Source organism: Limnobacter sp., from assembly GCF_046297615.1.
GTDB lineage: Bacteria > Pseudomonadota > Gammaproteobacteria > Burkholderiales > Burkholderiaceae_B > Limnobacter.
The window spans coordinates 43,720-68,632 of sequence record NZ_JBKBHM010000006.1 but is presented as its reverse complement, the minus strand read 5'-3'; the positions used below and the strand labels follow the sequence as shown (position 1 = coordinate 68,632).

The 24,913-nt window shown below is 57.8% G+C and carries 24 protein-coding genes; 12 read left to right on the top strand and 12 right to left on the bottom strand.

The features are described from left to right. From ACK4FF_RS12420 to ACK4FF_RS12405, 4 genes are all read right to left on the bottom strand, one after another. Nucleotides 1–1,281 (bottom strand): acetyl-CoA C-acetyltransferase, encoded by a 1,281-nt coding sequence (locus ACK4FF_RS12420; protein ID WP_409709697.1) that lies wholly within the window; start codon nt 1,279–1,281, stop codon nt 1–3. Nucleotides 1,282–1,387: 106 nt separating this feature from the next. Further along, a complete protein-coding gene (locus ACK4FF_RS12415; protein ID WP_409709694.1) occupies nt 1,388–2,815 on the bottom strand; it encodes a 3-oxoacyl-ACP reductase in 1,428 nt (475 codons plus the stop codon). A gap of 158 nt (nt 2,816–2,973) precedes the next feature. Further along, nucleotides 2,974–3,636 carry a glutathione S-transferase gene (locus ACK4FF_RS12410; RefSeq protein WP_409709690.1) on the bottom strand — a complete coding sequence of 221 codons (663 nt, stop codon included), beginning with the start codon at nt 3,634–3,636 and terminating at the stop codon, nt 2,974–2,976. A gap of 18 nt (nt 3,637–3,654) precedes the next feature. Then, complete coding sequence (locus ACK4FF_RS12405; protein ID WP_409709687.1) at nt 3,655–4,653, bottom strand: rhodanese-related sulfurtransferase; 999 nt, start codon at nt 4,651–4,653, stop codon at nt 3,655–3,657. A gap of 130 nt (nt 4,654–4,783) precedes the next feature. Here ACK4FF_RS12405 and ACK4FF_RS12400 point away from each other — a divergent pair, with 130 nt between their 5' ends. After that, nucleotides 4,784–6,097, top strand: coding sequence for a hemolysin family protein (locus ACK4FF_RS12400; protein WP_409709684.1), 1,314 nt, complete (start codon nt 4,784–4,786; stop codon nt 6,095–6,097). Here ACK4FF_RS12400 and ispH read toward each other — a convergent pair. Together ispH and ACK4FF_RS12390 are read right to left on the bottom strand one after the other, a co-directional pair. Beyond that, nucleotides 6,088–7,032: a 4-hydroxy-3-methylbut-2-enyl diphosphate reductase gene (gene ispH / locus ACK4FF_RS12395; protein ID WP_409709681.1), complete on the bottom strand. Its 945-nt coding sequence runs from the start codon at nt 7,030–7,032 to the stop codon at nt 6,088–6,090. The two genes, ACK4FF_RS12400 and ispH, sit on opposite strands and share 10 nt — an antisense overlap. A 2-nt stretch (nt 7,033–7,034) precedes the next feature. After that, nucleotides 7,035–7,499 (bottom strand): peptidylprolyl isomerase, encoded by a 465-nt coding sequence (locus tag ACK4FF_RS12390; protein WP_409709678.1) that lies wholly within the window; start codon nt 7,497–7,499, stop codon nt 7,035–7,037. A gap of 137 nt (nt 7,500–7,636) precedes the next feature. On the opposite strand from ACK4FF_RS12390, the gene radC reads away from it, so the two are divergent. The 3 genes from radC to rpmG all read left to right on the top strand — a co-directional run bounded on the left by radC (nt 7,637) and on the right by rpmG (nt 8,895). Further along, complete coding sequence (gene radC, locus ACK4FF_RS12385; protein ID WP_409709675.1) at nt 7,637–8,338, top strand: RadC family protein; 702 nt, start codon at nt 7,637–7,639, stop codon at nt 8,336–8,338. Between the two features lie 141 nt (nt 8,339–8,479). Next, nucleotides 8,480–8,713: a 50S ribosomal protein L28 gene (rpmB, locus tag ACK4FF_RS12380; RefSeq protein ID WP_256764441.1), complete on the top strand. Its 234-nt coding sequence runs from the start codon at nt 8,480–8,482 to the stop codon at nt 8,711–8,713. Nucleotides 8,714–8,727: 14 nt separating this feature from the next. Next, nucleotides 8,728–8,895: a 50S ribosomal protein L33 gene (gene rpmG, locus ACK4FF_RS12375; protein ID WP_409709672.1), complete on the top strand. Its 168-nt coding sequence runs from the start codon at nt 8,728–8,730 to the stop codon at nt 8,893–8,895. 154 nt (nt 8,896–9,049) lie between these two features. On the opposite strand, the gene ACK4FF_RS12370 is transcribed toward rpmG, so the two are convergent. The 3 genes from ACK4FF_RS12370 to purN form a co-directional block, all read right to left on the bottom strand. Then, nucleotides 9,050–10,243, bottom strand: a complete 1,194-nt coding sequence (locus ACK4FF_RS12370) for a fatty acid desaturase (protein WP_409709669.1) — start codon at nt 10,241–10,243, stop codon at nt 9,050–9,052. 140 nt (nt 10,244–10,383) lie between these two features. Further along, on the bottom strand, nt 10,384–11,745 hold the full coding sequence (locus ACK4FF_RS12365; RefSeq protein ID WP_409709665.1) for an RsmB/NOP family class I SAM-dependent RNA methyltransferase: 1,362 nt from the start codon (nt 11,743–11,745) through the stop codon (nt 10,384–10,386). After that, the gene (gene purN / locus ACK4FF_RS12360; RefSeq protein WP_409709662.1) at nt 11,729–12,403 is read right to left on the bottom strand and encodes a phosphoribosylglycinamide formyltransferase; all 675 of its coding nucleotides are present in this window, start codon (nt 12,401–12,403) and stop codon (nt 11,729–11,731) included. The genes ACK4FF_RS12365 and purN overlap by 17 nt, the downstream gene beginning before the upstream one ends. 102 nt (nt 12,404–12,505) lie before the next feature. Between purN and ACK4FF_RS12355 the strand changes: the two genes are divergently transcribed. From ACK4FF_RS12355 to ACK4FF_RS12330, 6 genes are all read left to right on the top strand, one after another. Next, entirely contained in the window at nt 12,506–13,462 is a 957-nt protein-coding gene (locus ACK4FF_RS12355) for a bifunctional riboflavin kinase/FAD synthetase (RefSeq protein ID WP_409709659.1), read from the top strand. 5 nt (nt 13,463–13,467) lie between these two features. Beyond that, nucleotides 13,468–16,275: an isoleucine--tRNA ligase gene (ileS, locus tag ACK4FF_RS12350; protein WP_409709656.1), complete on the top strand. Its 2,808-nt coding sequence runs from the start codon at nt 13,468–13,470 to the stop codon at nt 16,273–16,275. After that, nucleotides 16,268–16,789, top strand: a complete 522-nt coding sequence (gene lspA, locus ACK4FF_RS12345; RefSeq protein ID WP_409709653.1) for a signal peptidase II — start codon at nt 16,268–16,270, stop codon at nt 16,787–16,789. Before ileS ends, lspA begins: the two co-directional genes overlap by 8 nt. 11 nt (nt 16,790–16,800) lie before the next feature. Then, nucleotides 16,801–18,033: a bifunctional phosphopantothenoylcysteine decarboxylase/phosphopantothenate--cysteine ligase CoaBC gene (gene coaBC, locus ACK4FF_RS12340; protein ID WP_409709650.1), complete on the top strand. Its 1,233-nt coding sequence runs from the start codon at nt 16,801–16,803 to the stop codon at nt 18,031–18,033. Beyond that, on the top strand, nt 18,030–18,482 hold the full coding sequence (gene dut / locus ACK4FF_RS12335; protein WP_409709647.1) for a dUTP diphosphatase: 453 nt from the start codon (nt 18,030–18,032) through the stop codon (nt 18,480–18,482). Before coaBC ends, dut begins: the two co-directional genes overlap by 4 nt. 74 nt (nt 18,483–18,556) lie before the next feature. Beyond that, nucleotides 18,557–19,828 carry a GGDEF domain-containing protein gene (locus tag ACK4FF_RS12330; RefSeq protein ID WP_409709644.1) on the top strand — a complete coding sequence of 424 codons (1,272 nt, stop codon included), beginning with the start codon at nt 18,557–18,559 and terminating at the stop codon, nt 19,826–19,828. Here ACK4FF_RS12330 and clpA read toward each other — a convergent pair. Together clpA and clpS are read right to left on the bottom strand one after the other, a co-directional pair. Next, nucleotides 19,735–22,059: an ATP-dependent Clp protease ATP-binding subunit ClpA gene (gene clpA / locus ACK4FF_RS12325; RefSeq protein WP_409709641.1), complete on the bottom strand. Its 2,325-nt coding sequence runs from the start codon at nt 22,057–22,059 to the stop codon at nt 19,735–19,737. The two genes, ACK4FF_RS12330 and clpA, sit on opposite strands and share 94 nt — an antisense overlap. Continuing rightward, entirely contained in the window at nt 22,056–22,364 is a 309-nt protein-coding gene (clpS, locus tag ACK4FF_RS12320) for an ATP-dependent Clp protease adapter ClpS (protein WP_409710193.1), read from the bottom strand. Before clpS ends, clpA begins: the two co-directional genes overlap by 4 nt. 352 nt (nt 22,365–22,716) lie before the next feature. Between clpS and ACK4FF_RS12315 the strand changes: the two genes are divergently transcribed. Further along, complete coding sequence (locus ACK4FF_RS12315; protein WP_409709638.1) at nt 22,717–22,941, top strand: cold-shock protein; 225 nt, start codon at nt 22,717–22,719, stop codon at nt 22,939–22,941. A 105-nt stretch (nt 22,942–23,046) separates the two neighbouring features. On the opposite strand, the gene icd is transcribed toward ACK4FF_RS12315, so the two are convergent. Continuing rightward, on the bottom strand, nt 23,047–24,294 hold the full coding sequence (icd, locus tag ACK4FF_RS12310) for an NADP-dependent isocitrate dehydrogenase (RefSeq protein ID WP_409709635.1): 1,248 nt from the start codon (nt 24,292–24,294) through the stop codon (nt 23,047–23,049). A 153-nt stretch (nt 24,295–24,447) separates the two neighbouring features. Here icd and ACK4FF_RS12305 point away from each other — a divergent pair, with 153 nt between their 5' ends. Continuing rightward, entirely contained in the window at nt 24,448–24,900 is a 453-nt protein-coding gene (locus tag ACK4FF_RS12305) for a DUF192 domain-containing protein (protein ID WP_409709632.1), read from the top strand. Nucleotides 24,901–24,913 lie beyond the last annotated feature (13 nt).

The following is a 24,913-nucleotide window of genomic DNA, read 5'->3' as shown; positions in this document are numbered from 1 at the left end:
TTACTTCTCGAGAATGGCGGTTACACCGATACCACCGGCGGCACACACGGAAATCAGACCGCGGCCACTGCCCTTCTCATTCAGCAGCTTGGCCAGTGTGGCGATAATACGGCCACCGGTTGCCGCAAAGGGGTGGCCCACAGCCAGCGAACCACCTTTCACGTTCAGCTTGCTGCGGTCGATGGAACCCAGAGGAGCATCCAGACCCAGCTTCTCTTTGCAGAACTTGGGGTCTTCCCAGCTTTTCAGGGTACACAGCACTTGGGCGGCAAATGCTTCGTGAATTTCGTAGAAATCGAAGTCCTGCAGGCTGACACCGGCTTTCTTCAACATACGGGGTACGGCGTAGGCGGGGGCCATCAGCAGGCCTTCCTTGCCAGATACAAAATCCACACCAATGGTTTCGCAGAAAGTCAGGTAAGCCAAAGGCTTCAGGCCACGGGCTTTGGCCCAGTCTTCAGAGGCCAGCAGCACAGCGGACGCACCGTCGGTCAGTGGGGTGGAGTTACCGGCAGTCATGGTGCCTTTGCCGCTCTTGCGGTCAAACGCAGGCTTCAGGCCAGACAGTTTTTCCACTGAGGAATCTGCGCGCAGGTTGTTGTCTTTGGACAAGCCATTGAACGGCACGATCAGGTCGTCAAAGAAGCCTTCTTCGTAGGCCTTGGCGGCTTTCAGGTGGCTGCTCACAGCCAGCTCATCCTGCTCTTCACGGCTCACACCCCAAGTCTGTGCCATCACTTCGCAGTGCTGGCCCATGCTCATCTTGGTGCGGGGTTCGGAGTTAGCGGGGGGCAGAGGAGCCAGGTGCTTGGGGCGAATCTTCAGCAGTGCAGCCAGTTTGCCTTTGGTGTCACGGGCGCGGTTGGCTTCCAGCAGAATTTTGCGCAGGCCTTCGCTCACAGCGATGGGCGCATCGGTCGTGGTGTCCACGCCACCGGCCATGCCCACTTCAATCTGGCCCAGTGCAATTTTGTTGGCCACCACAATGGCGGCTTCCAAGCCGGTGCCACAAGCCTGTTGAATGTCAAAGGCTGGAGTCATTGGGCTCAGGCCAGAACCCAACACGGATTCGCGGCACAGGGAGAAATCACGGCTGTGCTTAACCACAGCACCGGCCACCACGTCGCCCAGCTCTTCGCCGTGCAACTGGAATTTGTCAACCACACCGCGGAATGCTGCAGTCAGCATGTCCTGGTTGGACTTGCCGATGTAGGCAGTGTTGGAACGAGCGAAAGGAATGCGTGAACCGCCCAGAATGGCAACGCGACGACCGTGTTTCATAAAATTCTCCTCAAATTGTTTGAACTGGGTTCGGGCTCATCGAATGAGCCCGACACCCGGGTTGAATGGTGTTGACCCACACACTGATGGGTCATGTTGCTGCTGATCAGGCACCCACCAGGTTTTGGCCACACACGCGCAGCGTTGCGCCGTTCACACCGGCTGCCAGAGGGCTCGCCATGAAGGTGACGGCTTCAGCGATGTCCACAGGCAAACCTCCTTGGGACAAGGACGACAGGCGGCGGGCCACCTCGCGGGTCACCACGGGAATGGCGGCGGTCATCTGGGTTTCAATGAAACCGGGGGCAATCGCGTTCACCGCAATGCCTTTGCCGCTCAGTTCTTTGGACAATGCATCCACGTAACCAATCACAGCGCTCTTCGTGGCGGCGTAGTTGGTCTGGCCCACGTTGCCCGCAATACCACCGATGGAGGAAATGCACACAATCCGCGCGCCTTCACCAAATGCCTCACCGTTGAGCAGTTGCTCGTTGCAGCGAACAATCGCGCCCAGGTTCACGTCCAGCACCATGTCCCACAGGTGGGAGGCCATGTTGCGCATCATCTTGTCGCGGGTAATACCGGCGTTGTGAACAATGATGTCAATCTTGCCTCCACGCTCAGCCGCCACAGCAGCCAGCTTCAGACCAGCGTCAGCTTCAGTGATGTCCAGAGGGCACACAATGCCGCCAATCGCGCTCATCGTAGCGCCCAAGGTGCTTTCATCTGCGGGGCGGTCCACACCGATCACGGTGGCGCCTTCGCGGGCCAACACTTCAGCGATGGCCGCACCAATGCCGCGCGCAGCACCAGTCACCACAGCCAGTTTGCCGGTCAGGGGTTTTTCGCTGAACGCAACCGCCTTGGCGCCTTTTGGGGCACCCACCACAGGCAACACCTGTCCGGTCACGAATGCGGAGTGGGGGGTCAGGAAGTAACGCAGTGCGCCTTCCAGGCCAGCCTCAGCGCCGCTCTTGAGTTGAATCAGGTTGGCTGTGGTGCCGTTCTTGCCGCTTTCTTTGGCCAGGCTGCGAATGAAGCCGGGCAAAGAGGCTTGCGCTGTTTCAGCCAAGGCGTCCTTGGAATCGCCACGGGGGCGGCCAATCACGACGATGCGGGCGTTGCCGGGCAAGCGGCGCAGACGTGGCTGGAAGAAATCGTACAGCAGGCGCAAATCAGCCACGCTGGCGGCAGACGTCACATCCAATACCAACACGCTTTCGCTGACACCCGCGTCGGCCTGGGAAATGCTGACATCCACTTTGGACTTTGCAGCAGCCTGCTTCACACCGTCCAGGCCAGCCAAATCAGACGACACTTTCAAGTTGGCACCCAGCATATCAAGGGCCTTCACCAAGGCAGCGGCAGTGGCGCTGTTGGCGCTTGCGCCCACCAGTGCGTTAACACCGGCCAACGGCTTGTCGGCGTAACCCGCTTTGGCACGCTTGAGTTGAGGGGGTACGGGCATCCCGAGGGCCGCGGCAATTTGCTTGCCGGTGGAAGAATGCAGGTACTCAAGAATCTTGTCAGCCATGGGTCTCGTCCTCTTTAGTATTGATTGGATTGGATTTTTCGGACTACAGCATAGCCCAACCAAACCATGTTACTGTTGCGTAACTTCGGAGTGTATAGAAACTTGAGGTGAAAAGCGTAGAGGGCTTTCTCTAACGCTTTTGCCATTGAAAGCCTGACTTAGGGAAACTGGCGCGGTGGCCCTTCAGGTGTCCATGGGTCCAATTTGACCATCACCTGCTCAAACCAAGGTGACGCCAAAAACCGCGCCAACCACCCCTGCAACGCGGGCAATTGGAGGCCCGAGTCGAACCACGCCTCGTCGGCAATCCGGAATTGGCGAACAAAGGGCAGAATCGCGCAGTCGTAGAGGCTGGGCTGAGGGCCAAACAACCAGTGCTGTCCGTGCTGAAGGTGTGCATCCCAGACCGCCAACATGCTGCGGCCCAGCGTGCGCTCGGCCATCGGGTCACAGCCCTCATAGCGGTTGGGGTATTTGTAACGGTCCAAGGCTTGCTTGAATGGCCCGTCCAGCATCTGCAACCAAGCCTCGCCTTGTTCACGTTGCCGGGCGTCACAGTCTAGCCACGTGTGGGGCCTTTGCTGGGCCACCGCCCACCGCATGATGTCCAGGCTTTGGTCGATCACGGTGCCATCAGGCAGCCACAGCACAGGTACCGTGGCTTTGGGCGACAACTCCCGCAGATGTGCAGGTTTGTCCCGCAGCACAATCTCGCGAATTTCAACCGCTTGCCCTGCCGCAGCCAGCGCCAGCCTGGCACGCATGGCGAACGGGCAACGCCGAAAACTATACAGCACTGGCAGGTTCAATTGCGGTTTCATCAGGTACAGCCCAGAACCTCAAGAAACCTTGGCTTCTGAATTGCCCTGTTTGTCCTTGGGCGGCATGGTCCGGCCTATGTGTTTTTCATTGCGTGCTCGGGCCAGCGCAATCTGCTTCTGGCGCTCGCTGAACCGGGCTTTTTGGTCATCGGTCAGGCTGTCGTAACAATGGGGGCAACCCACGCCCTGAATGTACTTCTCACTTTGCTTGTCCGCCTCGGTAATGGGCATGCGGCAGGCATGACACAAGTCATACTCGCCGACTTCCAAACCGTGCTTCACCGACACACGCTGGTCGAACACAAAGCATTCACCTTTCCAGAGGCTGTCCTCTTGGGGCACCTCTTCCAGATACTTCAAAATGCCACCCTGCAAGTGGTACACCTCATCGAAGCCCTGCTCCAGCATGTACGCCGTGGCCTTCTCGCAGCGAATCCCCCCAGTGCAAAACATGGCAATCTTTTTGGGCCGCTGCCCCTCGGGCAATGACTTGAGGTTGTCTTCCACCCATTGCGGGAACTCACGGAACGTGGTGGTGGCCGGGTCTACTGCCCTTTCGAAAGTACCAATCGCGTATTCATAGTTGTTGCGGGTGTCGATCACCAGGGTGTCCGGGTCCGCAATCAAGGCATTCCAGTCCTTCGGGGGCACGTAACGGCCCACCAAGCGATTGGGGTCAATGCCGTCTTTGCCCATGGTCACAATCTCTTTCTTCAGCTTCACCTTCATCCGGGTAAAGGCCTGGTTTGGGGCAAATGAATACTTGGGCGCCAAATCCGCCAAGCGGGGGTCGGCCCACAAAAACCTCATCAAGGCCACAATGCCCTCACGCGGGGCGCTCACCGTGCCGTTGATGCCCTCTGCCGCCAACAGCAAAGTGCCCAGCACGCCATTGGCTTGGCACACCGCATCCAGCGCGGGTTTGATGGCTTCAAAATCGGGCAGGCTGACAAACTTGTACAGGGCAGCCACCACAATCTGGTCAGACTGTGGAATGGAATCTTCGGTCAACGCCATGATGATTCAATGCAAAACTGGGATAACCCGTCATTGTACTGCACACCCCCGCCACTGCACCATGCCCAACAAAGCACCCATGAACGGGGTTTGATACACTGCAAGGGTCAGTTACCGCGACACAACACCCATGCACGCCCTGTGGATACTCATTGCCCTCATCCTCGTTTCCGGTTTTTTTGCACTGTCAGAGATGGCTTTGGCCTCAAGCCGCCGCAGCAAACTGGAAAGCATGGCCGAAAACGGCAATCACAAGGCCAGAATTGCCTTGGGCATCATCGACCACCCCAGCCGCCTTCTGGCCGCCACCCAAACCGGCATCACCGCAGCCGCGCTGCTGATGGGTGTGTATGGCGAGTCGGCCTTGTCCACCGTCATTGCACAGGCCCTGAACACTTATTTGCCCGCCCTGGCAACCCACGCCGACACCCTGGCTTTCGTGCTCACCATCGCAGCGGTGACAGGCTTGTCCATCGTGCTGGGGGAAATAGTGCCCAAACGCTTGGCCATCGCCAATCCCGAAGCCGTGGCTGCATTCTGCGCCCCCTTCATGGCTTTGTTCATTTCTGTCATGCGCCCAGCCATCGCCGTGTTGTCCAAATCCTCTGACGTGGTACTCAGCCTCTTGCCCTTCAAGGCCGCGCCTGCCGTCAACACCGTGGAAGACATTCTGGCGTTCCTCTCAGAAAACGAAAAAGATGGCGCACTGGCGCCGGAAGAAAGCCTGCTGATGGGCAACGTACTTCGGCTGGAAGACCGGCGACTGGCCGCAGTCATGACCCCGGTCAGTGACATTGCCTGGATCGACCTGGACAGCAGCACTGAAAACAACCTGCGGGTGTTGCGTGAAGCCCCGCATTCCGTGTTGCCGGTGTGCCGTGGCAGCCTTCAACGGGTGGTGGGCCTGGCCGAGAGCCACGACATTCTTCAGGCTGCAATTGCTGGTGACATCGACTTCGCTGCCCTGCCGCTGCAGGCTGCCTTGTTTGTGCCCGCGTCGCTGACGCTGGGCGATTTGTTGCGCACCTTCCGGAAACAGAAGAACACCTTCGCATTTGTCATCAGTGAATTCGGCATGACCGAAGGCATCGTCACCATCGACGATGTGCTCTCCAGCGTGGTGGGCGACATGATGCCAGTGCTGGACGACGACGAAGACACCTTGGCCGTGCGGCGCGAAGACGGGTCTTGGCTGTTTGACGGCCTGCTGCCCGTGGATGAGATGTGCGACAAGCTGAACTTGCGAGGCCTGCCCACCGACGACTTGGGCAACTTCCACACCGTGGGTGGCTTCGCATTGACCGCACTGGGTCGGAAACTGGGCCGCATTCCGAAAAAATCCGAAAAATTCGAATTCTCCGGCTGGACCTTTGAAGTCATGGACGTCGACGGGCACCGAGTGGACCAAGTATTGGCCACTCGGCTATCAAACGATCAGCCCTGATTGCCGGGTTGCCCGCTCAACCCCTTGGGCAGCGGGAAGGCAATGTTTTCCTCCACGCCATCCAGGTTACGCAGCGAGGCCGCGCCCCACTCCTTCAGGCGCTTGATCACAGCCTGCACCAAATGCTCAGGCGCCGAAGCACCGGCAGTCAGGCCCACCTGCTTGACGCCCTCAAACCACGCGCGGTCCAGGCTGTCCGCATTCTCAATCAGCTTGGCCGGCACACCCAGCTTTTCAGCCACCTCACGCAGGCGGTTGGAATTGGAACTGCTGGGGCTACCCACCACCAGCACCAAATCCACCTGACGGGCCATGAACTTCACCGCATCCTGACGGTTTTGTGTGGCATAGCAAATGTCGGCTTTCTTGGGTTCCCGAATGTGGGGGTACTTGGCTTTAAGTGCCGCAATTACGCGGGATGCATCGTCCACGCTCAAAGTGGTCTGGGTGACATACGCCAACTGTTCCGCCTTCACCTGCAAACGGGCCACGTCTTCTTCGGTTTCCACCAAATAAATGCCATCGCTCACCTGCCCCATGGTGCCTTCCACCTCGGGGTGGCCCTCATGGCCAATCATGATGATCTCGCAGCCTTGGGCGCGCATCTTCGTCACTTCCACATGAACCTTGGTCACCAAAGGGCATGTGGCGTCGAACACTTTCAAACCCAAACCCTCGGCCTGTGTCCGCACATCCTGAGACACGCCATGGGCCGAAAACACCACGGTTGAACCGGTGGGCACCTCGTCCAGCTCATCGACAAAAATGGCCCCTTTGTTGCGCAAATCGTCAACCACGGTCTTGTTGTGAACAATCTCGTGTTTCACATAGATGGGCGAACCAAACTGCTGCAAAGCCCGTTCAACGATTTCAATGGCACGGTCCACCCCGGCGCAAAAGCCGCGCGGTTGGGCCAGGCTGATTTCGATGGCCATAGTCACAGCACCCCAATCAACTGCACTTCAAAAGCCAAGCGTTTGCCAGCCAAGGGGTGATTGAAGTCAAACAACACATTGTCATCCCGGTCCTCAATCACAGTGCCGGCAAACTGTCCGCCATCGGGTGCTGGGAAATGCACAAAGTCACCGGGTTCAAACGTGGTGCCTTCCTCGGCGTAGCTGTTGAGCAAGGCTTTGCTGACAGGGCGATACAGGTCTGGGTTGCTTTCCCCGTAACCATTGGCAGGTGGCAATACAAAAGTGTCGCGTTGGCCGGCTTGCATGCCCAACAGGCAACGCTCCAGCCCCTCGGCCAACTGCCCTGCCCCCATCTGCAAGGTGGCGGGTTTGTCTTCAAACGTGGAAACGACCACCTGCTGGCTGTCGGCCAGCCGAATGCGATAGTGCAAAGTCACAAAGGAAGACTCATTGACAACGGGCTTGGACTGCACGGGCTCGGACATGGCTTAAGGCCTCAAACGGAATACAACAAACCGCTATTTTACGCCAAGCAAAGCACCGGGCATCCACCCGCCTTGCGCAGCGCGTTGAACTCCTGCACAGGCCTTGACACACAAGGGGTTTGCAGGAGCACCTTTGAATGTCCATCCAGCAGTGGCCTGAACACGAGCGCCCACGGGAACGCCTCATCAACCAAGGCGCAGACAGCCTGTCCGACGCTGAATTGCTGGCCATTTTCCTGCGCACCGGGCTGCCCGGAAAGAGCGCAGTGGACTTGGCCCGAGACATCATCCTGAAGTTTGGCAACCTGCGGGCCTTGAACCGAATCAGCCTGAAAGACTGGAATTCCGTACCTGGCCTGGGTGCAGCCAAGTACGCGCAGCTTCAAGCCTGCCTTGAGATGGCCCGCCGATGCTTGGGGGACGAACTGCGCCATGAAGCCCGGGATGAGCCGCCCGCCATCAGCGACCCTGACCGATTCGTCCGTTTTGCCCGGGCGCAGATTGGCCTGTCCGATGTGGAACAGTTTCTTGTGCTGGCCCTGAACAACCAACTGCGCATGGTGGCCCACAAGGTTCTGTTCACCGGCACAGTGAACAAAACAGCGGTGTTTCCTCGCGAAGTGCTTCGGTTTGCCATCGAACACCAGGCCAGCCGCATCATGGTGGCGCACAACCACCCCAGCAACCTGTGCACACCCAGTGCCGCAGACGACCAACTGACACTCACATTGAACAGCGCCTTGGCGCTGGTGGACATTGAATTGGTGGACCACTTGGTGGTGGGCCAAACCACAGCGTATTCCTATCGCCAACAGGGCCGTGCGCCCTATCAACGCTAGGGCCTGGGGCACGCCTGTGGCTGGTGGGCCACGGCTGCTTGGCCGGTGGCGCCACATTGGCCTGTAAAACCCCATGAAGTACTTGATGGTATTTTGATTCGCAGGTATAATCGTGGACTTTGCTGAATTCTTGGGGTCATCATGGCTCGCGTATGTCAAGTCACGGGTAAGCGCCCGATGGTAGGAAACAAGGTTTCCCACGCCAACAACAAAACAAAACGTCGTTTCCTGCCTAACCTGCAAACACGCAAGTTCTGGGTTGAAAGCGAAAACCGCTGGGTTCGCCTGCGTTTGACCAACAATGCCCTGCGCACTATCGACAAGAATGGCATCGACGCCGTTCTGGCCGACCTGCGTGCACGCGGCGAAATCTAAGCAGGAGCTGAATCATGGCAAAAGGCGGCCGCGAAAAAATCAAACTGGAATCTACCGCTGGAACTGGTCACTTCTACACCACGACCAAGAACAAGCGCACCAAACCAGAAAAAATGGAAATCATGAAGTACGACCCAGTTGTACGCAAACATGTGTCCTACAAGGAAACCAAGCTGAAGTAATTCAATTCAGCAAGGTGCCCCACTGAAAACCCGCTCAGCGCATGCTCAGCGGGTTTTTTGTTGGCAGGCACTCAGCGCCAAGCAGACACAAAAAAAGCCCCGGCATGCCGGGGCTTTTTGTTCCGAAAAAACCTGCTGGGCTATCGATTGGCCATCAAGCCGCGTAACGGCGGATACGCAGTGACATGTCCTGCAACCAGCGGTTACCGCTTTGTTCTGCCTTGTCGCACCATGCCTGCAATTGAACCAGCATCTGCTCTTTGCTCAGGTTGGTTTTCTCCCAAATCTGACGCAATTCACGGCGCATTTCCACCAACCCGCGAATCAGGGCTGATTGTGTGCACAGCTGCTCCAACTGCTGGCGCTGCACATCACTGAGTTTGGCTTCGTCAATCGACAGCAGCCCTTTGGCTTTGGCCAACACATTGCGCTCTTGGGCACTGCGGGCCTGCTCACGCAAACTGGCCAATTCCGAGCGAAACGCCTTGCGCATGGAACTGGCATAACGCGCCATCACATCGTACCGGTGGTTGACAACCGCCTGTACAGTGGCCAAGTCCAGCCGGGCCTCACTCTTGGACGCAAACCGTGGGCGCTCTGCCACTTTTTTGATCTTCACCAAACCCACTGCACTGAACAGGCGGATGTACATCCAGCCAATGTCAAACTCATACCACTTGGAGCTCAGCTTGGCCGAGGTCGCATGGGTGTGGTGGTTATTGTGCAGCTCTTCACCGCCAATGAGAATTCCCCAGGGGAAAATATTGCGGCTTGCGTCCACGCAATCGTAGTTGCGATAGCCCCAGAAGTGGCCGACGCCGTTGATCACGCCAGCGGCCAACACCGGAATCCACAGCATTTGAATGCCCCAGATACTCACGCCGGGGAAACCAAACAGCAAGAACTCCAGCACCAGGGTGAAGCCAACACCCTGCCAAGGGAAGCGCTCATACACTTGGTTTTCCAGCCAGTCGTTGGGGCAGCCGTGGCCATAACGAGCCAGGGTTTCTTTGTTGGCCGCTTCAGCCCGATACAACTCTGCACCTTTCCAGAACACCGTTTTAAGGCCTTTAACCTGGGGGCTGTGTGGGTCTTCAGCAGTTTCGCATTTGGCGTGGTGCTTGCGGTGAATGGCCGCCCAGGCCCGGGTGCTCATACCCGTAGTCAACCACAACCAAGCCCGGAAAAAATGCGCCAAGGCAGGGTGAACATCCAAAGCCCGGTGGGCCTGCGCGCGGTGCAGATACACAGTGACCGCAACAATGGTGATGTGGGTGGCAACCAGCGTGTACACCACCATTTCGGTCAGGGAGGCGCCCAACAGTCCGGACGTCAGAAATTCAAGCATGATCACAATCTCTCTCGTGGTTTTGACAGGTCACAGCCGCAAGGTTTGAATGGTCTCAGGTCTTCTGGGACGGCAGTGATTCAAGTTTCAGTGCACAACTGTACTTTATTATACGAACGAATGTTGGAGTTTCTACTCGGTTACACCTTCGCGCGTTGCATAACGGCTGCAAAGAAGCCGTCCGATTCACCATCTTCAGGCCACATGCGCAGCATATCAGCCGTGGCATCGGCTTTCAAAGGCCTCTCACTCGGATTGAGTACTTCAGTCCAGCGCCGCAAACGGAATTCAGGGTGCTTGGCCAGGAACTCCTGCACGATGACTTCGTTCTCATCCTGAAGCACACTGCAAGTCACATAAATCAACCGTCCATCCGGCTTGACCAAGGCACTGGCGCGCTCAAGAATCGACCGCTGCTTCACATTCAGCTCGGCCAGAGACTGCAAACTTTGGCGGAATTTGAGGTCAGGATTCCGGCGCAATGTCCCCATCCCCGTACACGGGACATCCACCAACACCCGGTCCGCCTTGCCGGTGTAGGTGTTCAGGCGGGCATCGCCTTCGTCATGAATGGCCATGGTGTAGAAATTACTCATGCCGGAACGGGCAGCCCTTGGCTTGAACTTCAGCAATCGGCGTTCCGAGGTGTCCAAGGCCACCACGCGCCCAGTGTTTTTCATGAGCGCTGCAATGGCCAGGGTTTTGCCGCCCGCGCCTGCACAAAAATCAACCACCAAATCGCCTCGGCGAGGGGCCACCAGTCGGCTGACCCATTGGCTACCCGCGTCCTGCACTTCAAAGCCACCGGTCTGGAACAACTCGGTTTTACCCAAAGCGGGCTTGCCCGTGACTCGCAGGCTGTCTGGCAGGCCTTCAATGGGTTCGCTGCGCACACCCAACTCAGCCAGAAAACCCTGCAATTCGGTGGCGGAGGTTTTCAGGGTGTTGACTCGAATATCCAGGGGGGCGGCCTGCAGTACGGCCTGCGCGAACGACTCCGCACGCGGCTCGCCAAACTGTTCAGCCACTTTGGTGTACAGCCACTCGGGCAGACAGGTGCGGGGTTCCAGGGCCAACTGTTCGGCTGGCACCTGGATGACACGGCTCAACCATTCATTGTCGGCCTGACGACCGGCAGACCAGATGGGTTCGGGCGCACCGGACCACAACAAGGCCAGCTTGGCTTGGCGCATCAAGGGGGGGCCTTCGCCTGACTGCGCCAAATGATTGATGCGGAAACGGTAACGCAACCAGCAGTAAGCAGCCTCGGCCACCACCGGCCGGTCACGGCCACCAAGTTCGGCGTGGTCTTTGAAAAAGCGGGAAATGGTGGCATCGGCAGGGCCTTCAAACTGATTCAACAAGTCAATCAGTTGGGCCACCTGGCTCAACAAACCCACGCGCGAAACCGCGCCGGTCCTGTCCTGACGAACCGCACGCCCACGGCCTGAGCCTGACTGGGGTTTGCGAAACGGCGTTTTTTTCTCAGGCTTTTTGGCCATAGTGTTCGTCCACCAAGGGAATGTTCATGATCAGCGGCTGACTGGCTGCACCCACCATGGCCAGGCTGCCAGCGTGGGCAACCCGCCCGGCACACAGGGCCTCAATGGCGCGGGGAAACAGCCTGTGCTCCAACGCAAGCACCCGCTCTGCAAGCGTTTGGGGTGTGTCACCGTCCAGCACCTGCACCACGGCCTGGTCCACAATGGGCCCATGGTCTAGTGCAGGCGTCACCAGGTGAACAGTGGCCCCATGTACGCGCACACCCGCCGCGAGGGCTTGTTCGTGGGTTTTCAAGCCGGGAAAAGCAGGCAACAGGGACGGGTGAATATTCACCAAACGCCCGGAGTACCGTTCAACGAAGCCTTCCGTGAGTACCCGCATGAAACCGGCGAGCACCACCCAGTCGGTGGCGTACCCGTCCAACCGTTCGGCCAAGGCTGCATCAAACGCAGCCCGGTCGGTGAAGGTGGTGTGGTCCACCACCTCGACTGGAATACCTGCGTCACGTGCCAAATCCAGGCCACCGGCATTGGGGCGGTTCGAAATGACCACGGCAATGCGATAGGCGGCTGTGCGCTGCGCATGTTCAATGAGGGCCTGAAGATTGGAGCCTCGGCCAGAGATGAGAACGGCCAAGGTTGGAGTCGGTTTTCGCATGGCGCGAGTTTATCACCGGGCAGGGCAAAAAGTCCTGTATTTCTCCGCCACGGACGTATAATGGTGGGTTGTTTTGCAACCATCCACCACTTTGCCACCGGCATGAAAATCATCCGCCGCCCTGGCGCCCTTGCCCCGGGTGCCGGCACAGCCTTGACCATCGGAAACTTTGACGGCGTCCATCTGGGCCATGCCCGCCTGTTCCGTGAAGTGGTGCGCGTGGCCCGCAGCAGCGGTCTGGTGCCCATGGTGGTGACATTTCACCCCCACCCCAAGGAGTTTTTCAGCCCACACGCCAAAGTGGCCCGAATTTCCACCCTGCGCGACAGGCTGTTGTGGATGAAACACTGCGGCATTGAGGCCGTGTGCGTCCTTCCCTTCGACCACGCCATGGCCAGCTTGAGCCCTGAGGCCTTCGCGCGCGAGGTACTGGCCACGCAATTGCAGGCGAAACAGGTTTGGGTGGGTGACGATTTCCGCTTCGGTGCCAAAAGGGCCGGCGACTTCAACACCCTCAGTGAACTGGGGCAGGCCTTGGGTTTTGTGGTGCACGACCTGCCCGAGGTTCAGCACGATGGCCATCGTGTCTCCAGTTCAAGGGTGCGCGAAGCCCTGCAAGCTGGGCAGATCGACCAAGCCAAGGCGATGCTGGGGCACCCCTTGGTCTACTCGGGCAAAATCATTCACGGCAAGAAACTGGGCCGCACCTTGGGGTTTCCCACCATGAACCTGCCAATCGCAGGCCGCGCCAGTGCGCTGTCGGGCATTCTGGCCGTGTGGGTTCACGGCTTGGACGACAAACCCCTGCCGGCTGTGGCCAGCCTCGGTTTGCGCCCTACCGTGGAAGAGTCCTCGGAGATTTTGCTGGAAACCTACATTCCCGGCTGGCAAGGCAACGCTTATGGACGGTGCGTCAGCATCGAGGTCACGGCCCATCTGCGCGCCGAAGCGAAGTTCGATTCGCTGGACGCCCTGGTTGAACAAATGCATCGCGACACCGCCCAGGCCATGGCCCTGTTGGCCCAAACGCACCCCTCTTCACTTCAATCTGTACGTTGAACCCCATGGATTACAAAGACACGCTGAACCTGCCCGATACGCCCTTCCCCATGCGGGGCAATCTGCCGCAGCGCGAACCCAACTGGGTTGAACAGTGGTGCAGCAACGGGCTGTACAAGGCCATTCGTGAGGCCAAAGCGGGCAAACCGAAGTTTGTTTTGCACGATGGCCCGCCCTACGCCAACGGGGACATTCACATCGGCCACGCGGTCAACAAAATTCTCAAGGACATCATCGTCAAATCCAAATGCCTGGCGGGCTGCGACGCCCACTACGTACCGGGCTGGGATTGCCATGGCATGCCCATCGAAATTCAGATCGAGAAAACCCACGGCAAAGGCCTGCCCACGTTGGACGTTCAGGCCAAAAGCCGCGCCTACGCCAGCGAACAGATTGAGCGTCAGAAAAAAGACTTCATCCGCCTGGGCGTGTTGGCCGATTGGGACAACCCCTACAAAACCATGAACTTCAGCAACGAGGCCGACGAACTGCGCGCCTTGGGCAAGATCCTGAAACAGGGCTATGTATTCCGCGGACTGAAACCCGTCAACTGGTGCTTTGACTGCGGCTCTGCACTGGCCGAAGCCGAGGTGGAATACAAGGACAAGCAAGACATTGCCGTGGATGTCGGCTTTCCATTCCACGCACCTGCGCTGGAGAAACTGGCTCAGGCATTCAATGTGCCCTTGGCCACCTTGCAAGCCAAGCCAGGTCAACTGGTGATCTGGACCACCACACCGTGGACTTTGCCCGCCAACCAGGCCCTGAACATGCACCCGGAATTGGTGTACAGCCTGATCGACACGGGTGACAAGTTCTTGTTGCTGGCACAAGAGCGGGTTGCCGCCTGTCTGGAGAGTTATGGCCTGACCGGCACCGAGGTGGCCACCACCACCGGCGCGGCCCTGGAAAACCTGCCCTTTGAACACCCCTTCTACGACCGCCTGAGCCCGGTTTACTTGGCCGATTACGTCAGCACCGACACGGGTACCGGCATTGTTCACTGTGCCCCCGCTTATGGTGTGGATGACTTCGTCACCGCCAAAGGCTATGGCTTGAAAGACGCCGACGTGATCAGCCCGGTGATGGGCAATGGCCAGTATGTGGAATCGCTGCCGTTTTTCGGTGGCCTGCACATTTGGAAAGCCAACCCGCTGATTGTTGAAAAACTGGTTGAAACCGGCAATCTGATCAAGCAACTGAAGTTTGGCCACAGCTACATGCACTGCTGGCGCCACAAAACGCCGGTCATTTACCGGGCCACCTCTCAGTGGTTTGCAGGCATGGACGTTCAACCCCTGGACGGCAGCGGTACCCTGCGTGAAAAAGCACTGGCTGGCGTGGAAGCCACCCAGTTCTTCCCGGCTTGGGGCAAAGCCCGCCTGCACGCCATGATTGCCAACCGCCCTGACTGGACACTGTCCCGCCAACGTCAGTGGGGTGTGCCCATGGCCTTTTTGGTTCACCGTGAAACCGGCGAACTGCACCCCCGCACACCAGAACTGATCGAGCAAGTGGCCGCTCGCATTGAGCAAGAAGGCATCGAGGCCTGGCAACACCTGAAGGTCGAAGACCTGATCGGCGACGAAGCCCGCCACTACGAAAAAAACACCGACACCCTTGATGTGTGGTTTGACTCGGGCACCACCCATGAAACCGTGTTGCGCGGCAGTCATGCCCAGGAAAGCCAATTCCCGGCCGACCTTTATCTGGAAGGTTCAGACCAGCACCGTGGCTGGTTCCACTCCTCCTTGCTGACCAGTTGCATGATCAACGGCGTGCCCCCTTACAAAGCCCTGTTGACGCATGGTTTCGTGGTGGATGGCCAAGGCCGCAAGATGAGCAAATCCGTGGGCAACGTGATTGCCCCGCAGGAAGTCACCAACAAAATGGGGGCGGAAATTCTGCGCCTGTGGGTGGCCAGCACCGACTATTCCGGCGAGCTGACCATCTCTGACGAAATTCTGAAGCGAGTGGTTGAAAGTTATCGACGCATCCGGAACACGCTGCGTTTCCTGTTGGCCAACGTGTCCGACTTCGATTTCGACCTGCAGGCCCTGCCCGTGGAAGACCTGGCTGAAGTGGACCGCTATGCGCTGGTTCGGCTGGCCAACCTGCAAGCTGAATGTGAAGCCCACTACAACCGGTATGAATTCCACCCGGTGGTCAGCAAATTGCAGATCTTCTGCTCCGAAGACCTGGGCGCTTTTTACCTCGACATTCTCAAGGACCGGCTCTACACCACAGGCGCGCATTCCAAAGCACGCCGCAGCGCCCAAACGGCGTTGGTGTACATCACCGAAGCACTGGTACGACTGATGGCTCCTGTGCTCAGCTTCACCGCCGAGGAAGCCTATGAATGCCTGGGCCATGCGGCGCGTACAGGCCAGCCCTCCATTTTCTGTGGCGAGTTTGCACCGACTATCGAGATCGACGGTGCGCAGGCACTGAGCGACCGTTGGGACAGCCTGCTGGGCCTCAGGGCCCGCGTGGTGAAAGAACTCGAAGCGGTTCGCACACAGGGCTTGATCGGCTCGTCCTTGCAGGCCAGCGTCAGCCTCGCCCTGCCTGAAGCACTTTACAACATCTGTGCAAGCCTGGGCGACGACCTGAAATTCCTGTTCATCGTGTCCGAAGTCAAACTCGCCCAAGGCGATGTTGAACTTATTTCGGTAACGCCTGCCGAAGGCAAGAAATGCGAACGCTGCTGGCACGTGCGCACCGACACCGGTGCCGATGAAAACCTGCCAGACATCTGCGGTCGCTGTGTCAGCAATTTGTACGGTGATGGCGAGGAACGAGAACATGTCTAAACCCCAACAAGGACGACTGTGGATTTGGCTATGGCTGAGCCTGACCTGGATCGTTCTGGATCAGATCACCAAACTGTGGGTCCAGGCCCGGCTGGAATTCGGTGCCGTGGTGGAAGTGACCTCCTTTTTCAATCTGGTTCATGTGCTCAACCCCGGGGCTGCATTCAGCTTCCTCGCCAATCAGGAAGGCTGGCAACGGCATTTCCTGTCCGTGGTGGCCGTGGTGGCTTCCATCGTGATTGTGGTGCTGATGCGTGGCTCACGCGGCAAACCGTTTGCCCTGTTTTGCCTGTCCAGTATTCTGGGCGGCGCCATCGGCAACCTGATTGACCGGGTGATGTACGGCGCGGTGGTCGATTTCCTGGACTTTTACTGGCAGACTGTCCACTGGCCAGCCTTCAACGTGGCCGATGTGGCCATCAGCCTGGGCGCTGTTGGCCTGATTGTGAATGAACTGTTCTTCACGCGCACTGACTCGCCCACCAGCAAGGCAGCGCCCCGCAAGAAAGCCTGAGAACCCGAGGGATGATGTCCAACGACCTGCCCCAACTGCCCGGCCTGAAAGGCACACGCATTGTTTTGGGCGTGTGTGGTGGCATTGCGGCCTACAAATCAGCCGAACTGGTTCGACTGTTGACCAAACAGGGCTGTGCTGTGCAGGTGGTGATGACCCCCTCGGCCACCCAGTTTATTGCGCCACTGACCTTTCAGGCACTGTCTGGCCGTGCGGTGGCCGTGTCCCAGTGGCCCGAAGGCCAGGCTGACCGTGGCATGCCGCACATCGACATCAGCCGGGCCTGCGACCACCTGTTGATCGCCCCCTGCACCGCCAACTCACTGGCCAAGTATGTGCACGGTATTGCCGACAACCTGTTGGACAACCTGGTGCTGGCCCGCAATTGCCCGGTGGCTATTGTGCCGGCCATGAATGTGGAAATGTGGAACAACCCGGCCACACAGCGCAATGTTGAACAAGCCCGGCGAGACGGCCTGCAGGTGTTTGGCCCAGCCCACGGCGAACAAGCCTGTGGCGAAGTGGGCCAAGGCCGCATGCTGGAGCCTTGGGAGATCGTCTGGGAACTGGCCAAAGCCCGAAGCACTCAAACATTGACCGGTCAACATGTGGTGGTGTCCGCAGGGCCCACCTTCGAAGCCATCGACCCCGTACGCGGCATCACCAACCGGTCCAGCGGCAAAATGGGCTATGCCATTGCCCAAGCCGCCTGGCTGGCTGGTGCGAAAGTTACTCTGGTGAGCGGCCCCACCGCCCTGGCTACTCCGTATGGAGTTCAACGCGTGAACGTGCAAGGCGCGCGCGACATGCACAGCGCCGTGCTGGGCTTGGTGCCCCAAGCGCAGGCTTATGTGGGCGTGGCAGCGGTGGCCGACTACGGAATACTCAACCCCAGCACCCACAAGCAAAAGAAATCCGACGCATCGCCCACCGGCTTGAACATGGAGTTCACTCTGAACCCGGACATTCTGGCCGAGGTTGGGCAATGGGCCACCGAACACAGCCCACGTTTCAAGGTGATTGGCTTTGCCGCCGAAACCCAAAACCTTGCGGACTACGCCCAGCAAAAACTGGTGCGCAAAAAGGCCCATGCCATTGTGGCCAACTTCGCCCAAGAGGTGTTGGGTGCAGACGAAGCCACCCTTCAGATTTACCGCACAGACCTGCCGCCTGTGACCATTGAGCGCAAGCCCAAACTCGAAGCGGCCCTTGACCTCATTCACCACCTTTTTTCACACCCATGACCATTCCTGTTGAAGTCAAGATTCTGGACCCTCGCATGGCTGAATGCCTGCCTGCGTACGGCACTCCGGGTAGCGCAGGTGTCGACCTGCGTGCCGCACTGAACGAGCCCTTGACCCTGAAACCCGGTGAGGCTCAACTGGTACCCACAGGCCTGTCGATGTACATCGGCGACCCCAACTATTGCGCCACCATCCTGCCCCGCTCCGGCCTTGGGCACAAAAAAGGATTGGTACTGGGTAACTTGGTGGGTTTGATTGATTCAGACTACCAAGGGCCACTCATGGTGTCCGCCTGGAACCGAAGCAGCATTGATGTGGTGATTGAGCCCATGGAACGGATTGCCCAGTTGGTCATCCTGCCTGTGGCCCATGCCGACTTCAAAGTGGTCAGCGAATTTGCCCCGTCTCAACGCGGTGCAGGTGGGTTTGGCAGCACAGGCACCGCCTGACCCAACCAGCAGGGGAACTGTCCCCAACCAGACCACCACTCAAAGGCGTTCTTTCTCTTTGGGTTGCCTTGGCCGTGGACAATTCCCCAGTACATTCCGCTTCCAGCCCCATGGGGGGCTTGGCTCGATGGCCGCTGACCCAGTGGGTTCAGTTTCTGCTGTGGGTGTGCACCCTGGCCCTTTGCGCACTCAGCCTGTTCCAGGTGTTCCGGCTGGGCCACGAAATGCAACGCCAGCAAGTGCTGAACCTTGCTCAGCAAGACTTGGTCCTTCAAAGCCGCCATCTGCATTGGCTTTCAGACCCGCGCACCGGCTTGGCCAACAACACCTTGAGCGTGCATGGTTACGCCACCCCAATGCACCTGCTTGACCAGTTGCACGCCAGGCTATCCGTGCTGGAGCAACTGGCAACCGACAACCGTGAAAGCCAGGAACGCCTTACCGAACTGGCAGGCCTGCGCAAACAACTGGAGCGGCTGATCGACCGCCACAACAACCAGAATTCCGTACTGGCCAACCCGCAAAGCCTCATCGCCAACCTGCAGGACATCGCGGGCTGGCAAAACAGCCTTTACCGCTGGATTCAAACAGCCCCGCCCACCCGCATTCGTGACTTGAGCACCGTCTGGACCCTACTGGCCTTGGCAGTCAGTGCATTGGGCGTCGGGGCCTGCCTTGTGGTGCGGACCGCGTGGTTTGCCCGCCTGACCGACCGCAAAGCCAGACGGCGCCGCCGCTACAGCATGGACCCACTGACGGGCCTGCTGAACCGGGACTCATGGATGAGCCACCTGAAAACCACGCTTGAAGAGGCGCGCCTGCAACCTGGCTCCAAACAACATGGGGTGGTGGCATTGATTCGTGTAGAACACCTCAAGGCCTTTGAGGACACCTACGGGCCCGAGCAAGCCCAGACCCGTCTCGTGCATTTCGCGGAAACCATACAAACCCTGCTTCGGCCCAGCGACCGCCTGGGCTGGATCAACCAAGGGGAGTTTTGTGCCCACCTGAAAGCCTGTTCAGTGGCCACCGGCAAAACCATCATTGAACGTTGCTTGCGGCAGCTCAATGGGTTTGAAGTGAGTTATGGGATTACAGAGATCAAGGGCGAACATACCCCTGAGAGAACCATGGCCTGCGCCGACTTGGCCATGTATGAACAGCACCAAGGCCGCAGCCAAACGCGGCAGAAGAAGCTGGAATTCAGCCGGGGCTCAGAAACCCCGGCCGGTTTCGGCTTATATTCCAGCCATCACTCCACAGCCACTTCAGCACCGCTTTCAGACTCTTCGCCCTTGGTGCCTTCGGTGAATGTGAGGTTGACCCGGTCGGCAGGCTCGTCGTAATCCACAGTGACGCGGCCGCCATTGACCAACTTGCCAAACAGCAATTCATCGGCCAAGGCCTTGCGAATGGTGTCCTGAATCAAGCGCTGCATGGGGCGTGCACCCATCAAGGGGTCAAAGCCTTTCTTGGCCAAGTGATGGCGCAGCTCATCCGTGAAGATGGCATCCACTTTCTTCTGGTGCAACTGCTCTTCCAGTTCCATCAGGAACTTGTCCACCACACGCAGGATGATTTCTTCATCCAGTGCACGGAAGGAAATGATGGCGTCCAGACGGTTGCGGAATTCAGGCGTGAACATACGCTTGATGTCTTCCATCTCATCACCCTGAACTTTGGCTTCCATGAAGCCAATGCCCCGCTTGGTCAGGGCTTCAGCGCCCGCGTTGGTGGTCATGATGATGATGACGTTGCGGAAATCGGCTTTCCGACCGTTGTTGTCGGTCAGGGTGCCGTTGTCCATCACCTGCAACAAAATGTTGAACACATCCGGATGGGCTTTCTCAATCTCATCCAGCAGCAACACGCAGTGTGGCTTCTTGGTGATGGCTTCCGTCAACAGGCCGCCCTGATCAAAACCCACATACCCGGGGGGCGCACCAATCAAGCGGGACACCGCATGGCGCTCCATGTATTCCGACATGTCAAAACGCAGTAGCTCAACGCCCAAAATGAACGACAGTTGCTTGGCCACCTCGGTTTTACCAACGCCGGTTGGGCCACTGAACAGGAATGAACCGATGGGCTTGTCCGCCTTACCCAAGCCAGCACGGGCCATTTTGATGGCCGCCGACAAGGCCTCGATGGCCGGGTCTTGACCAAACACAGTGGCTTTGAGGTCACGATCCAGCGTGGCCAGCTTGTTACGGTCGTCTGTGTTCACAGACTGAGGTGGAATGCGGGCGATTTTGGAGACGATGTCCTCAATGTCGGCCTTGGTGATGGTTTTGCGCTGTTTGCTCTTGGGCAAAATGCGCTGGGCCGCGCCGGCTTCGTCGATCACGTCGATCGCTTTGTCGGGCAGATGGCGGTCATTGATGAATTTGGCGGACAACTCAGCGGCGGCAGTAATGGCGCCCGCCGAGTATTTCACACCATGGTGTTCTTCAAAACGGCTCTTCAGACCGCGCAGAATTTCGATGGTCTGCTCCACAGTGGGCTCGGCCACATCAATTTTCTGAAAGCGACGAGAAAGAGCGTGGTCTTTCTCGAAAATGCCACGGAATTCGGTGAACGTGGTGGCACCAATGCACTTCAACTGGCCCGAGGACAGCGCTGGCTTAAGCAGGTTGGACGCATCCAGAGTGCCGCCCGATGCAGAACCCGCACCAATCAGGGTGTGGATTTCATCAATGAACAACACTGAATCGGGGTTGGCTTTCAACTGTTTGAGTACTGCTTTCAAGCGTTGCTCAAAGTCGCCACGGTACTTGGTGCCCGCCAGCAAAGCGCCCATGTCCAGAGAATGCACTTGGGCAGTCTCCAGGATCTCGGGCACATCGCCCTTGACGATGCGCCAGGCCAGGCCCTCAGCAATGGCCGTTTTGCCCACACCGGCCTCACCCACCAACAGCGGGTTGTTTTTTCGGCGGCGGCACAGCACTTGAATCACACGCTCCACTTCAGCCTCACGGCCAATCAGCGGGTCGATCTTGCCGTCGCGCGCCAAGGTGTTCAGGTTCTGGGTGTACTGGTCCAGCGGCGATTGTTTGTCGCTGGCGGCCTGCCCACTTTCTGACTCCTGCTCCTGATTCTCGTTCTGCTGGGCCTCGGGCTTGGGTGCCGGGGCTTGGGGCGTCTTGGTAATGCCGTGGGAGATGTAATTGACCACGTCAAGGCGTGTAATGCCCTGCTGATGCAGGTAATACACGGCGTGGGAATCCTTCTCGCCGAAAATGGCCACCAGCACATTGGCACCGGTCACTTCCTTTTTGCCATTCGATGTGCTTTGCACATGCATGATGGCCCGCTGAATGACCCGCTGAAAGCCCAAGGTGGGCTGGGTGTCCACTTCGTCCTGACCAGACACCACCGGGGTGTTGTCCTTGATGAACGTCTGCAGGTTCTTGCGAATTTCTTCAATGTCGCAGGAACAATTTCTCAACACTTCGGCGGCCGAAGGGTTGTCCAGAAGTGCCAGTAGCAGGTGTTCAACCGTGATGAACTCGTGCTTTTGTTGACGTGCATCAACAAAGGCCATGTGCAAACTGACTTCCAACTCTTGCGCAATCATGTTTCCTCCATCACGCATTGCAGCGGATGTTGATGCTGCCTCGCGAAACCACTCACCAACTCAACCTTGGTTGAGGCAATATCTTTGGGGTAGACCCCGCACACGCCCTTCCCTTCGCGATGCACCTTCAGCATGATCTGGGTAGCCTGCTCACGGCCCTTGCCAAAAAACTTCTGCAAAACAAGCACCACGAACTCCATGGGCGTGTAGTCGTCGTTCAAGAGTACGACTTGGTACATCGGGGGAAGCTTGGCTTTCTGGGCCTGAGATTCCAGTACTGTTGATGGGCTGTTTTGCGAACTCATGACTTTATTGTAATCACTTCCAAAGCGGCTGCAACACGGATTAGCGTGCATTACACCAGCTTAATTCCACGCTGTCGGCAAACAGGCACGAGCCAACATCGACGACTTGGAAAAGCGTTCGAAGAATCAGCACTTTGCAGGTGGGGGAAAACAGGCGTCAATCACTCAGGGCAGCGAGAAACCGGGGTGGGGGTGGGTGAACACTGGGTAAACCCTGAATTTGTATTAAATGTATTGTTGACCCAGACAGGAAGTAAACCAACAATAAGCCTTAAGCCACTCAGACTGGCGATTGGTCGGAAAGTTCAAACAATATCCGGCAGAAGTGTGATTTTTGGAAGGAGGTCTCGCAATGGCGACCGGTAAAGTAAAATGGTTTAACGACGCAAAGGGTTTCGGTTTTATCACTCCCGACCCTGAGTTCGGCAGCGAAGAGCTGTTCGCACACTTCTCGGCCATTCAGGCCTCAGGCTTCCGCTCTCTGAAAGAGGGCCAGGCCGTGACTTTCGACATCGTGAATGGTCCGAAAGGCAAACAAGCCCAGAACATCGTGGGTGTCGAGGCTGAAAACGCCTGAGGCAACCCGCACCACTCAAACACTTCAAGTGTTTGAGTGGCCATAAAAAAAGCCAGCATTTGCTGGCTTTTTTTATGGCTGGGCCCGCCAAGCGGGCCATGGCACTTACATATTGCTGATCATGACCTTACCGAAGCCGGAACAGCTGACTTGGGTCGCGCCGTCCATCAGGCGGGCGAAGTCATAAGTCACCTGCTTGGAGGCAATGGATTTCTCCATGGAGGTGATGATCAAATCGGCAGCCTCTGTCCAGCCCATGTGGCGCAGCATCATTTCAGCCGACAGAATCTGTGAACCCGGGTTCACGTAATCCTTGCCAGCGTACTTGGGCGCTGTACCGTGGGTGGCTTCGAACATGGCGATGGAATCGGACAGGTTGGCACCGGGGGCGATACCAATACCACCCACCTGTGCGGCCAGCGCGTCAGAGATGTAATCGCCGTTCAAGTTCATGGTGGCGATGACGCTGTACTCGGCGGGGCGCAGCAGAATCTGCTGCAGGAAGGCGTCCGCAATCACGTCTTTGATGACGATGTCGCCATGGGCCGCCTTGATTTTCATCCAAGGACCGCCATCCAGCAATTCAGCGCCGAACTCATTCTTGGCCAAAGCATAGGACCATGAAGCAAACGCGCCCTCGGTGTACTTCATGATGTTGCCTTTGTGCACGATGGTCACGGAAGGCTTTTTGTTGTCGATGGCGTACTGAATGGCCTTGCGGAACAGCCGCTCGGTGCCCTCTTTGGAAATGGGCTTGATGCCGATACCAGAGGTTTCAGGGAAACGGATTTTGGTCACACCCATTTCTTCGCGCAGGAACTTGATCAGTTTCTGGGCTTTGTCAGTCTGGGCTTCGTATTCAATACCGGCGTAGATGTCTTCGGAGTTTTCACGGAAGATCACCATGTCGGTTTTGTGAGGTTCTTTGACTGGGCTGGGCACACCCTGGAAGTAACGCACCGGGCGCAGACAGACGTACAGGTCGAGTTGCTGACGCAGGGCCACGTTAATGGAGCGAATACCGCCACCAACCGGGGTGGTCAGCGGGCCTTTGACCGACACCACGTACTCTTTGAGCACTTCCAGGGTTTCTTCAGGCAACCAGACATCGGGGCCATACACTTTGGTGGATTTTTCACCAGCGTAGATTTCCATCCAGCTGATTTTGCGCTTGCCACCATATGCTTTGGCGACAGCGGCATCCACCACATCAATCATGACGGGCGTGATGTCAAAACCGGTGCCATCACCTTCGATGAAAGGGATGATGGGCTGATCGGGCACGTTCAGTGAAAAGTCACTGTTCACGGTAATTTTCTGGCCAACGCTGGGCACTTTGATGTGCTGATACATGCTCTCTCCAAGTGTTCTTCGAGTTAGAAGAAGGGCTCTATTTTAGCTCCTCGGGTCGCAATCGACTACGTTTATTTCATGATGTGAAAGCGTATTCCTTATTGCGCTAAAGCCTATGATACTCTCTTCTTCTTTCAGTTCTCTGACTTGATCATGAAGTGGCGCCTGTTTTACTCAGCAGTTTTACTGATGGCCAGCGGCTGCGCATTCAGCCAGAGCGCCCCCCTTCCCTCGCAGTCAGGTCTGCCCCAAGCAACGGTGGACTTGGGCGGCCAAAGCATTCAGGTTGAGCTGGCCAACACGTTTGACAGCCGGCGCATCGGCTTGATGGGGCGACCCAACCTGCCAGACAACGGCGGCATGCTGTTTGACTTCGGCGAGGACAGCACCCAGTGCATGTGGATGAAAAACACCCTGATTGACCTGGATGTGGCCTTCATTGACAAGCAGGGCCGAATCCTGAACATTGAGGCCATGCGCGCGGGCACCACGGACATTCATTGCTCAGTCAAACCGGCCCGATATGCCTTGGAAATGAACCTGAACTGGTTTGCCAACCGGGCCATTAAGCCGGGGCGAACCCTGAAGATCACGTCCAAGCCTTAACTTCCCCCACCGC

Excerpts from the sequence above, each read along its gene's own strand:
- ACK4FF_RS12420 (WP_409709697.1), bottom strand. The coding sequence starts at position 1,281 with ATGAAACACGGTCGTCGCGTTGCCATTCTGGGCGGTTCACGCATTCCT.
- ACK4FF_RS12415 (WP_409709694.1), bottom strand. The coding sequence starts at position 2,815 with ATGGCTGACAAGATTCTTGAGTACCTGCATTCTTCCACCGGCAAGCAA.
- ACK4FF_RS12410 (WP_409709690.1), bottom strand. The coding sequence starts at position 3,636 with ATGAAACCGCAATTGAACCTGCCAGTGCTGTATAGTTTTCGGCGTTGC.
- ACK4FF_RS12405 (WP_409709687.1), bottom strand. The coding sequence starts at position 4,653 with ATGGCGTTGACCGAAGATTCCATTCCACAGTCTGACCAGATTGTGGTG.
- ACK4FF_RS12400 (WP_409709684.1), top strand. The coding sequence starts at position 4,784 with ATGCACGCCCTGTGGATACTCATTGCCCTCATCCTCGTTTCCGGTTTT.
- ispH (WP_409709681.1), bottom strand. The coding sequence starts at position 7,032 with ATGGCCATCGAAATCAGCCTGGCCCAACCGCGCGGCTTTTGCGCCGGG.
- ACK4FF_RS12390 (WP_409709678.1), bottom strand. The coding sequence starts at position 7,499 with ATGTCCGAGCCCGTGCAGTCCAAGCCCGTTGTCAATGAGTCTTCCTTT.
- radC (WP_409709675.1), top strand. The coding sequence starts at position 7,637 with ATGTCCATCCAGCAGTGGCCTGAACACGAGCGCCCACGGGAACGCCTC.
- rpmB (WP_256764441.1), top strand. The coding sequence starts at position 8,480 with ATGGCTCGCGTATGTCAAGTCACGGGTAAGCGCCCGATGGTAGGAAAC.
- rpmG (WP_409709672.1), top strand. The coding sequence starts at position 8,728 with ATGGCAAAAGGCGGCCGCGAAAAAATCAAACTGGAATCTACCGCTGGA.
- ACK4FF_RS12370 (WP_409709669.1), bottom strand. The coding sequence starts at position 10,243 with ATGCTTGAATTTCTGACGTCCGGACTGTTGGGCGCCTCCCTGACCGAA.
- ACK4FF_RS12365 (WP_409709665.1), bottom strand. The coding sequence starts at position 11,745 with ATGGCCAAAAAGCCTGAGAAAAAAACGCCGTTTCGCAAACCCCAGTCA.
- purN (WP_409709662.1), bottom strand. The coding sequence starts at position 12,403 with ATGCGAAAACCGACTCCAACCTTGGCCGTTCTCATCTCTGGCCGAGGC.
- ACK4FF_RS12355 (WP_409709659.1), top strand. The coding sequence starts at position 12,506 with ATGAAAATCATCCGCCGCCCTGGCGCCCTTGCCCCGGGTGCCGGCACA.
- ileS (WP_409709656.1), top strand. The coding sequence starts at position 13,468 with ATGGATTACAAAGACACGCTGAACCTGCCCGATACGCCCTTCCCCATG.
- lspA (WP_409709653.1), top strand. The coding sequence starts at position 16,268 with ATGTCTAAACCCCAACAAGGACGACTGTGGATTTGGCTATGGCTGAGC.
- coaBC (WP_409709650.1), top strand. The coding sequence starts at position 16,801 with ATGATGTCCAACGACCTGCCCCAACTGCCCGGCCTGAAAGGCACACGC.
- dut (WP_409709647.1), top strand. The coding sequence starts at position 18,030 with ATGACCATTCCTGTTGAAGTCAAGATTCTGGACCCTCGCATGGCTGAA.
- clpA (WP_409709641.1), bottom strand. The coding sequence starts at position 22,059 with ATGATTGCGCAAGAGTTGGAAGTCAGTTTGCACATGGCCTTTGTTGAT.
- clpS (WP_409710193.1), bottom strand. The coding sequence starts at position 22,364 with ATGAGTTCGCAAAACAGCCCATCAACAGTACTGGAATCTCAGGCCCAG.
- ACK4FF_RS12315 (WP_409709638.1), top strand. The coding sequence starts at position 22,717 with ATGGCGACCGGTAAAGTAAAATGGTTTAACGACGCAAAGGGTTTCGGT.
- icd (WP_409709635.1), bottom strand. The coding sequence starts at position 24,294 with ATGTATCAGCACATCAAAGTGCCCAGCGTTGGCCAGAAAATTACCGTG.
- ACK4FF_RS12305 (WP_409709632.1), top strand. The coding sequence starts at position 24,448 with ATGAAGTGGCGCCTGTTTTACTCAGCAGTTTTACTGATGGCCAGCGGC.